The organism is Bacillus sp. MMSF_3328, from assembly GCF_030733525.1.
Taxonomy (GTDB): domain Bacteria; phylum Bacillota; class Bacilli; order Bacillales; family Cytobacillaceae; genus Bacillus_AB; species Bacillus_AB infantis.
In genome coordinates this window covers 41,202-48,794 of the sequence record NZ_JASHIV010000031.1, presented here as the reverse complement: position 1 = coordinate 48,794, position 7,593 = coordinate 41,202, and the positions used below count along the sequence as shown (strand labels likewise).

Annotated in this window: 9 protein-coding genes; 8 read left to right on the top strand and 1 reads right to left on the bottom strand. The window is 45.4% G+C overall.

The window, feature by feature from the left end; genetic code table 11:
• The first annotated feature begins 337 nt into the window (after positions 1-337).
• The 4 genes from tsaE to tsaD are packed head-to-tail and all read left to right on the top strand — an operon-like array spanning position 338 to position 2,966.
• A complete protein-coding gene (gene tsaE, locus RBB45_RS25170; RefSeq protein WP_094769922.1) occupies positions 338-793 on the top strand; it encodes a tRNA (adenosine(37)-N6)-threonylcarbamoyltransferase complex ATPase subunit type 1 TsaE in 456 nt (151 codons plus the stop codon).
• Positions 790-1,500, top strand: coding sequence for a tRNA (adenosine(37)-N6)-threonylcarbamoyltransferase complex dimerization subunit type 1 TsaB (tsaB, locus tag RBB45_RS25165; RefSeq protein WP_009795800.1), 711 nt, complete (start codon positions 790-792; stop codon positions 1,498-1,500). The genes tsaE and tsaB overlap by 4 nt, the downstream gene beginning before the upstream one ends.
• Before the next feature lie 4 nt (positions 1,501-1,504).
• Positions 1,505-1,954 (top strand): ribosomal protein S18-alanine N-acetyltransferase, encoded by a 450-nt coding sequence (gene rimI / locus RBB45_RS25160; protein WP_306010571.1) that lies wholly within the window; start codon positions 1,505-1,507, stop codon positions 1,952-1,954.
• Positions 1,947-2,966 carry a tRNA (adenosine(37)-N6)-threonylcarbamoyltransferase complex transferase subunit TsaD gene (tsaD, locus tag RBB45_RS25155; RefSeq protein ID WP_306010570.1) on the top strand — a complete coding sequence of 340 codons (1,020 nt, stop codon included), beginning with the start codon at positions 1,947-1,949 and terminating at the stop codon, positions 2,964-2,966. Before rimI ends, tsaD begins: the two co-directional genes overlap by 8 nt.
• Before the next feature lie 300 nt (positions 2,967-3,266).
• On the opposite strand, the gene RBB45_RS25150 is transcribed toward tsaD, so the two are convergent.
• Positions 3,267-5,186 (bottom strand): ABC-F family ATP-binding cassette domain-containing protein, encoded by a 1,920-nt coding sequence (locus RBB45_RS25150; protein WP_306010569.1) that lies wholly within the window; start codon positions 5,184-5,186, stop codon positions 3,267-3,269.
• A 141-nt stretch (positions 5,187-5,327) separates the two neighbouring features.
• On the opposite strand from RBB45_RS25150, the gene moaC reads away from it, so the two are divergent.
• The 4 genes from moaC to tatC all read left to right on the top strand — a co-directional run bounded on the left by moaC (position 5,328) and on the right by tatC (position 7,578).
• Positions 5,328-5,810: a cyclic pyranopterin monophosphate synthase MoaC gene (gene moaC, locus RBB45_RS25145; protein ID WP_148951026.1), complete on the top strand. Its 483-nt coding sequence runs from the start codon at positions 5,328-5,330 to the stop codon at positions 5,808-5,810.
• A 43-nt stretch (positions 5,811-5,853) separates the two neighbouring features.
• Positions 5,854-6,522, top strand: coding sequence for a redox-sensing transcriptional repressor Rex (locus tag RBB45_RS25140; protein WP_009795806.1), 669 nt, complete (start codon positions 5,854-5,856; stop codon positions 6,520-6,522).
• Positions 6,523-6,624: 102 nt separating this feature from the next.
• Complete coding sequence (locus RBB45_RS25135; protein WP_009795807.1) at positions 6,625-6,804, top strand: twin-arginine translocase TatA/TatE family subunit; 180 nt, start codon at positions 6,625-6,627, stop codon at positions 6,802-6,804.
• 18 nt (positions 6,805-6,822) lie between these two features.
• Positions 6,823-7,578 carry a twin-arginine translocase subunit TatC gene (gene tatC, locus RBB45_RS25130; protein WP_009795808.1) on the top strand — a complete coding sequence of 252 codons (756 nt, stop codon included), beginning with the start codon at positions 6,823-6,825 and terminating at the stop codon, positions 7,576-7,578.
• Positions 7,579-7,593 lie beyond the last annotated feature (15 nt).

Below are 7,593 nucleotides of genomic sequence, written 5' to 3'. Positions count from 1 at the left end.
CCCGTGGTGTAGCGGTTAACATGCCTGCCTGTCACGCAGGAGATCGCGGGTTCGATTCCCGTCGGGACCGCCATTTTAATAATTTTGAAGTTTACCAGACGGAACGGAGTTTCGTTTTTTTTATGCTTAAATATGAAGACCCGGCAACCTGCCGGGTCTTATTTTAATTGCAAAAAAAGTTGGATGTACTCAATGGCATGATAAAGGCTGCATCCGGCCTTTTTGCCCAATCCCTCAAAATCATGTACACTTATATAAGATGTGTTTTATAAGGTCCTGCGCTTAATTTGTACGTTTTTCACACAACAATTACTTTACTGATAAAGGTGACTATAATATGAAGCAGTTTGAGTTTGTTTCCGGCAGCCCGGATTTGACGATGGATTTTTCAAAAAGGCTTGCAGAGCGTCTTTTGCCAGGCGATGTATTGACCCTGGAGGGCGATCTGGGAGCAGGGAAGACGACTTTTACAAAAGGCCTTGCCCAGGGTTTGGGCGTCCAGCGGAATGTAAGCAGCCCCACTTTTACCATCATCAAAGAATATATGGGCCGTATGCCGCTTTATCATATGGATGTGTACCGTGTAGAGGATTCCTTTGAGGACCTTGGGTTTGATGAGTATTTTGAGGGCAAAGGTGTTACCGTTGTCGAATGGGCCCATCTCATTGAAGACCAGCTTCCGGAAGAAAGACTTCAGATTGATATCCGGCACGGTGAGGCAGGAAGCAGGATGCTTATCCTTAAACCGTATGGCGTTAGATATGAGGAATTATGTAAGGAGATATTGGGATGAAGGTATTAGCGATAGACACATCCAATTATGTGCTGGGAATAGCCGTAATCGATGATGAGAAAGTTATAGGCGAGTATATAACCAACTTGAAAAAAAACCATTCTGTCCGAATTATGCCCGCAATTGAAACATTATTAAGGGACTGTGATTTGACCGCCGCGGATATAGAGAAAGTTGTGGTTGCACAAGGGCCTGGATCTTATACCGGTGTCCGGATCGGCGTTACAATAGCAAAGACTTTGGCCTGGTCCCTTCAGGTTCCGCTGACTGGCGTTTCAAGCCTTGCAGTGTCGGCCGCATCTGCAGGACGTTATTTTGACGGCCTTGTATCTCCTCTGACAGATGCCAGAAGGGGCCAGGTATATACCGGTCTTTATCGTTATGAAAAGGGCAATCTGGTGAATGTTGTGGAAGATCAGCTGCTATTATCTGCTGATTGGGCAGAGAGGCTGAAGCAATACGATGAACCGGTGCTGTTTACAGGAAATGATGTTCCCCTCCATAAGGAAGTAATAGCTAAAACGCTTGGAGATCAGGCAAGGTTTGCAGGGTTGACTGATTATAATCCGCGTCCTTCTGAATTGGCGCTGCTGGGAAAAGATAAAGAAAGCACCGACGTCCATACATTTGTGCCAAACTATATCCGTTTGGCAGAGGCGGAAGCAAAATGGCTGGAAAGCAAGAATAAGCCGGAAGCCGGGCAATAAGATCATGGGTTATTCACTTCGTTTTATGGCAGAGGAAGATATCGACCAGGTGCTCGTCATAGAGCACAAGTCATTTACACTCCCGTGGAGCAGGGATGCTTTTATCAATGAACTGACTAAAAATCAGTTTGCGGTATATCTTGTACTGGAGGATGATGATGCTGTTATAGGTTACTGTGGTGCCTGGATAGTCGTAGATGAGGCACATGTGACCAATATAGCTGTCCTCCCGGAGTACAGGGGAAAGAAGCTTGGAGAGGCCCTGATGAAGAAGATGATGGAAGCAGCCAAAGAGCTGGGGGCTGTCACTATGACGCTTGAAGCAAGGGTTACGAATATTGCTGCACAGTCTTTGTATCGAAAGCTGGGATTCCAAAACGGCGGCATAAGAAAAAACTATTATACAGACAATCAGGAAGATGCGATTGTAATGTGGGTGAAATTAGATGAATAAAGATACATTAATTCTAGGAATTGAGACAAGCTGTGATGAGACAGCTGTTGCAGTCATCAAAAATGGAACAGAGATACTGTCAAATGTAGTGGCATCGCAGATCGAAAGCCATAAGCGGTTTGGAGGCGTTGTTCCCGAGATAGCTTCCCGCCACCACGTTGAGCAGGTGACGCTTGTACTGGATGAAGCCCTGCAGCAGGCCGGGATTTCCATGAAGGAAATAGATGCAGTTGCCGTAACGGAAGGACCAGGTCTTGTAGGAGCGCTGCTCATCGGAGTTAATGCTGCAAAAGCCCTTGCATTTGCCCATAATAAGCCGCTGATCGGCGTTCATCATATTGCCGGCCATATTTATGCTAACCGCCTGATCACAGAGATGAAGTTTCCGCTTTTATCGCTTGTTGTATCAGGAGGGCATACAGAATTGGTGTATATGAAAGAGCATGGCCATTTCGAGGTAATTGGGGAAACGCGGGATGACGCTGCAGGTGAAGCTTATGATAAAGTTGCCCGCATTCTGGGGATGCCTTATCCCGGAGGTCCCCATATTGACCGCCTCGCTCATGAGGGAAGTCCGGCCCTCCAATTTCCGAGGGCCTGGCTGGAGGAAGGGTCTTATGACTTCAGCTTCAGCGGGCTTAAATCATCTGTCATCAATACCGTACACAATGCGGAGCAGAAAGGCATCAAAATTGCGCCTGAAGACCTGGCTGCAAGCTTTCAGGAAAGTGTCATTGATGTACTCGTAACTAAAACGGTAAAAGCAGTCAAAGAATACAATGTAAAGCAAGTGCTGCTTGCAGGTGGAGTGGCGGCCAATAAAGGGCTGCGGGCTGCACTGGAAGGAGAATTCAGCACCCTGGAATCCGAGCTGGTGATTCCTCCTCTTTCACTTTGCACAGATAATGCAGCCATGATTGCGGCTGCCGGCACTATTTTATACGAAAAGGGTATCCGGTCAGACCTTGCACTTAACGCCAATCCAGGATTAGACCTCTCTCTTCATAACTAATGATATCTAAGCCGGTTCATAACCTTTCAAAGGTGCTGAACCGGCTTTTTATGTCTTCAGCAGATGTTATCAACAGATTTAAATTTCTGAATCTATTGTTAACAGAAAGAGATGTGGATAACTGAGATAGATTCCGTTGAATCTGTGGACAATGTGGATAAAAACATCTTTAATTGTGGATAATGTGGAAAACCCTGTGGAATACAGTTAAATATACACTCTGTCTGTGAATAAAAATGTGAATAACAAAAATAAAGAACCAGGCTGTGGAAGCCTGATTCTGCAGATTAAAATGAAAGCCTATTCAGCAAGCTCTGCCCATTCTTCCATTAGCAGTTCGAGTTCTTCTTTAGCTTCGCTGTTGTCTTTAGTAATGGCTAAAACTTTTTCATGGTCCTGATAGATCTCTGGCTCGCAAAGCTGCTGTTCATAATCCTGAATGGATGATTCCAGCTGTTCGATCCGTGCTTCAATCTCTTCAAGCCTGCGCATTTTCTGCCTCTCAAGCTTCTTTGTTTCTTTATCCTGTATATATGACTGCTTATCTGTTTTTACAGGTGCAGCCTTCTCTGCTTTTGTTGTCTCCAAGGCCAGAAGCTCAGCCTGCTCCTGCTTTTTATCAACATAATAGTCATAATCCCCGAGGAATTCTGTTGCTCCGCTGTTTTCAAGCTCCAGCACTTTTGATGCTATCCGGTTGATAAAATAGCGGTCATGGGATACGAATAAAATTGTGCCTGGATAGTCTATGAGGGCATTCTCAAGTATTTCCTTGCTGTCGAGATCAAGATGGTTCGTCGGCTCATCTAGGATCAGGAAATTGGCTTTCTGCATCATCAGCTTAGCAAGGGCGAGCCGCGCTTTTTCGCCTCCGCTCAGCGCGGATACTGGCTTTAGGACATCATCTCCAGAGAAAAGGAAATTCCCCAGTACCGTGCGGATTTCTTTTTCATTATGGAGAGGATAGTCATCCCATAATTCATTCAGGACACGTTTGTTTGATTTCAGCTCAGCCTGCTCCTGGTCATAATAGCCAATCTCTACATTCGACCCGTAATCGATACTGCCGCCGATTGCCGGCAGTTTTTGAATGAGGGTCTTCAGCAGGGTAGACTTACCGACGCCATTTGGACCCACTAGTGCAACGCTGTCTCCTCGTGACATGCGGAAAGAGATATTCTCTGAAACCTTATTTCCGCTGTAACCGACCTCAAGGGAATTGACCTTCAGCACATCATTGCCGGTCTGCTTTAAAATATCAAAGCTGAAAGCAGCTGATTTCTCATCGCCGAGCGGCCTGTCCATCAGTTCCATCCTTTCAAGCTTTTTCCTCCGGCTCTGTGCCCGCTTGGTTGTCGAGGCGCGTGCCAGGTTGCGCTGGATAAAGTCCTGCAGCTTGGCCACTTCCTCCTGCTGCTTCTCATACTGGCGCATATCCCTTTCGTAATTCTCAGCTTTTTTCTCTAAATAGTAGCTGTAATTGCCAGGGAATTTGGAAATCTGCTGGCGTGTTATCTCATATACCTGTGTGACGACCTTATCAAGGAAGTAACGGTCATGGGAAACGATGAGAATGGCTCCCTCATAGCCCTGCAGATATTGCTCCAGCCAGGATAGGGTTTCAATGTCCAGATGGTTGGTGGGCTCGTCCAGAATCAGGATATCTGGCCTGGTCAGCAACAATTTGGCTAAAGCCAGCCTTGTTTTTTGGCCGCCGCTAAGGACAGATATGCTTGTATCATAACTAAAGGAATGAAAATTCAGTCCGTGCAGGATGGAGCGGATATCGGCTTCATACTGATAGCCTCCCTGTTCCTTGAACTGTACCTGCAGCAGATCATATTCCTTAAGGATCTTCTCGTAGGAGCCAGGATCATTGAATGCGCCGGGATCTGCCATTCTTTCTTCCAGCCGGCGGAGCTCAGCTTCCATCTCCCTCAGCCCCTTGAAGACCGAAAGCATTTCATCCCAGATGGAAAGGGCAGATTCAAGCCCTGTATTCTGTGCCAGATAGCCGATGGAAACATCCTTCGGTTTAATGATTTCGCCTGAATCATGGGACATATGCCCTGCTATTATTTTCAAAAGCGTTGATTTGCCCGCACCGTTCCTGCCCACAAGGGCGATCCTGTCGCGCGTTTGCACCTCAAGCTTTATATTGGATAAAATCATGTCAGCTCCAAAGTACTTTGACAGCTGATTTACCTGAAGTAAAATCATTGTTCTCACCTCTGTATTCTAAAGGTTAGTGTATCCTATTCATTCCCTCACAGCAATAAGATGAAATTTGTGAAACATCATACAATATAGCTTACATACCTATTTAAAATAGTGTATGATTCTTTAGAGAGGTGTTTATGAATGTCAGAATTCACACATTTTAATAATGAGGGCAGAGCCCGCATGGTGGATGTCAGCAGCAAGCCCGAAACTGTCCGGACTGCATCTGCTCACTCAAGTATAACGGTTAACAGTGAAATATACGAAAAAATAACCGGCAACAGCATGAAAAAAGGCGATGTTTTGGCAGTGGCCCAGGTAGCTGGCATCATGGCCGCCAAAAAGACGTGGGAAATCATTCCTATGTGCCATCCCATTCCGCTGACCGGCATCGATATTTCTTTTGGATGGGAAAAATCAGAAGAAGATTACCGGCTTAATATTTCTGCTCAGGTTAGGACAAAAGGGTCTACCGGAGTTGAAATGGAAGCGCTGACAGCTGCCAGTGCCTGTGCGCTGACGGTCTATGATATGTGCAAGGCTCTCGATAAGGGAATGATTATCGGACAAACCTATCTTGTTGAAAAGACAGGCGGAAAAAATGGGGACTTCAAAAAAGAATAGCAGACAAATACAATAGAAAATCAGCAGGGTGGGGGGAAAAGCTATGTCAAATGAAGCCATTAAAATACCGCAGGCAACGGCCAAACGACTGCCGCTGTATTATCGATTTTTAAAAAATCTCCACTCTTCAGGTAAACAGAGAGTTTCCTCGGCGGAGCTCAGTGAAGCTGTGAAGGTGGATTCTGCTACAATCAGAAGGGATTTTTCTTACTTTGGTGCGCTTGGGAAAAAAGGCTACGGCTATAATGTTAATTATCTGCTGTCTTTTTTCCGCAAGACGCTGGATCAGGACGAAGTGACAAAGGTTGCCCTTATCGGGGTAGGAAACCTTGGGACTGCTTTTTTGAACTATAACTTCCTGAAAAATAATAATACCAAGATCGAAGCGGCATTCGATGTTGATGCCGGAAAAGTAGGCACAGATATTGGCGGTGTGCCTGTTTTCCATATGGATGATTTGGAAAGAATATCTGAAGAGCACGCTATTAAAGTCGCTATTCTGACAGTGCCGGCACCGGTTGCCCAAGCCATAACGGACAGGCTTGTAAAAGGAAGCATCAAGGGCATCCTCAACTTTACACCGGCAAGGCTCACAGTTCCTTCTGCCATCAGGGTCCATCATATCGACCTGGCTGTGGAGCTGCAGTCGCTCGTCTATTTCCTGAAGCATTATCCAATGGAAGCCCTTCAGGAAGTGGAAGCAGAAGAGTAAGGTTCCGGAATGTGACAATTATAGCAAAGTTAGCATTACGGATAGAATTATACAGGCGTTAGTGGTATCATCAATATGATAGATAAAGGGAGGTGAGGCGCAATGATGAATTTAGGAATGGGAAGCCTCTTGCTTATTGTTTTTGTCGCTTTGCTGATTTTTGGACCGAAGAAACTGCCTGAGCTTGGAAAAGCTGCCGGCAATACCCTCCGTGAATTCAAATCCGCTACCAAAGGGCTTATGAATGACGAAGATGAAGAGAAGAAAAAAGAAGTTAAGTAACATAAGGATGTTATATGTATGAGTCATAAGGATATGACAATTTACGAACATATAGGCGAATTAAGAAAACGGCTTGTCATGACAGTCGTTTTCTTGTTCTGCGCGATGATTTTAAGCTTTTTCCTCGCCGAGCCCCTCATTGTGTATCTGCAGGGCGCCGATGAAGCGAAAGAGCTGACGATGAACGCATTCCGCCTGACCGATCCAGTCAAAATCTATATGCAGTTTGCTTTTATTATAGCTTTTGTCATGACATCCCCGGTCATCCTTTACCAATTCTGGGCGTTCATCAGTCCAGGTTTGTATGAGAAGGAACGGAAGGTCACACTGAGCTATATTCCTGTTTCTGTGATCTTGTTCATTGGCGGAGTGGCATTTTCATACTTTATACTTTTTCCGTTTGTTGTGGACTTTATGACCCGGATTGCGGACAGGCTTGATATCAATCAGGTGATTGGGATCAATGAGTATTTTCAGTTCCTGTTCCAGCTGACCATTCCGTTCGGGATCCTTTTTCAGCTGCCGGTTGTCATCATGTTCCTGACCAGGCTTGGCATTGTCACACCGATGTTTCTGTCAAGCATCCGTAAATATGCATATTTTGTGCTGCTTGTCATTGCGGCCTTCATTACGCCGCCTGAGCTGCTGTCGCATATGATGGTAACAGTGCCTCTTTTGCTTCTATATGAATTGAGCATTTTCATCTCCAGATTTTCATATAAAAAAGTGCTGGAGGCTGAAAGGCTGCAGGCAAAGGAAATGGAAGCCAAATAAAAAATGAGCCTGGAA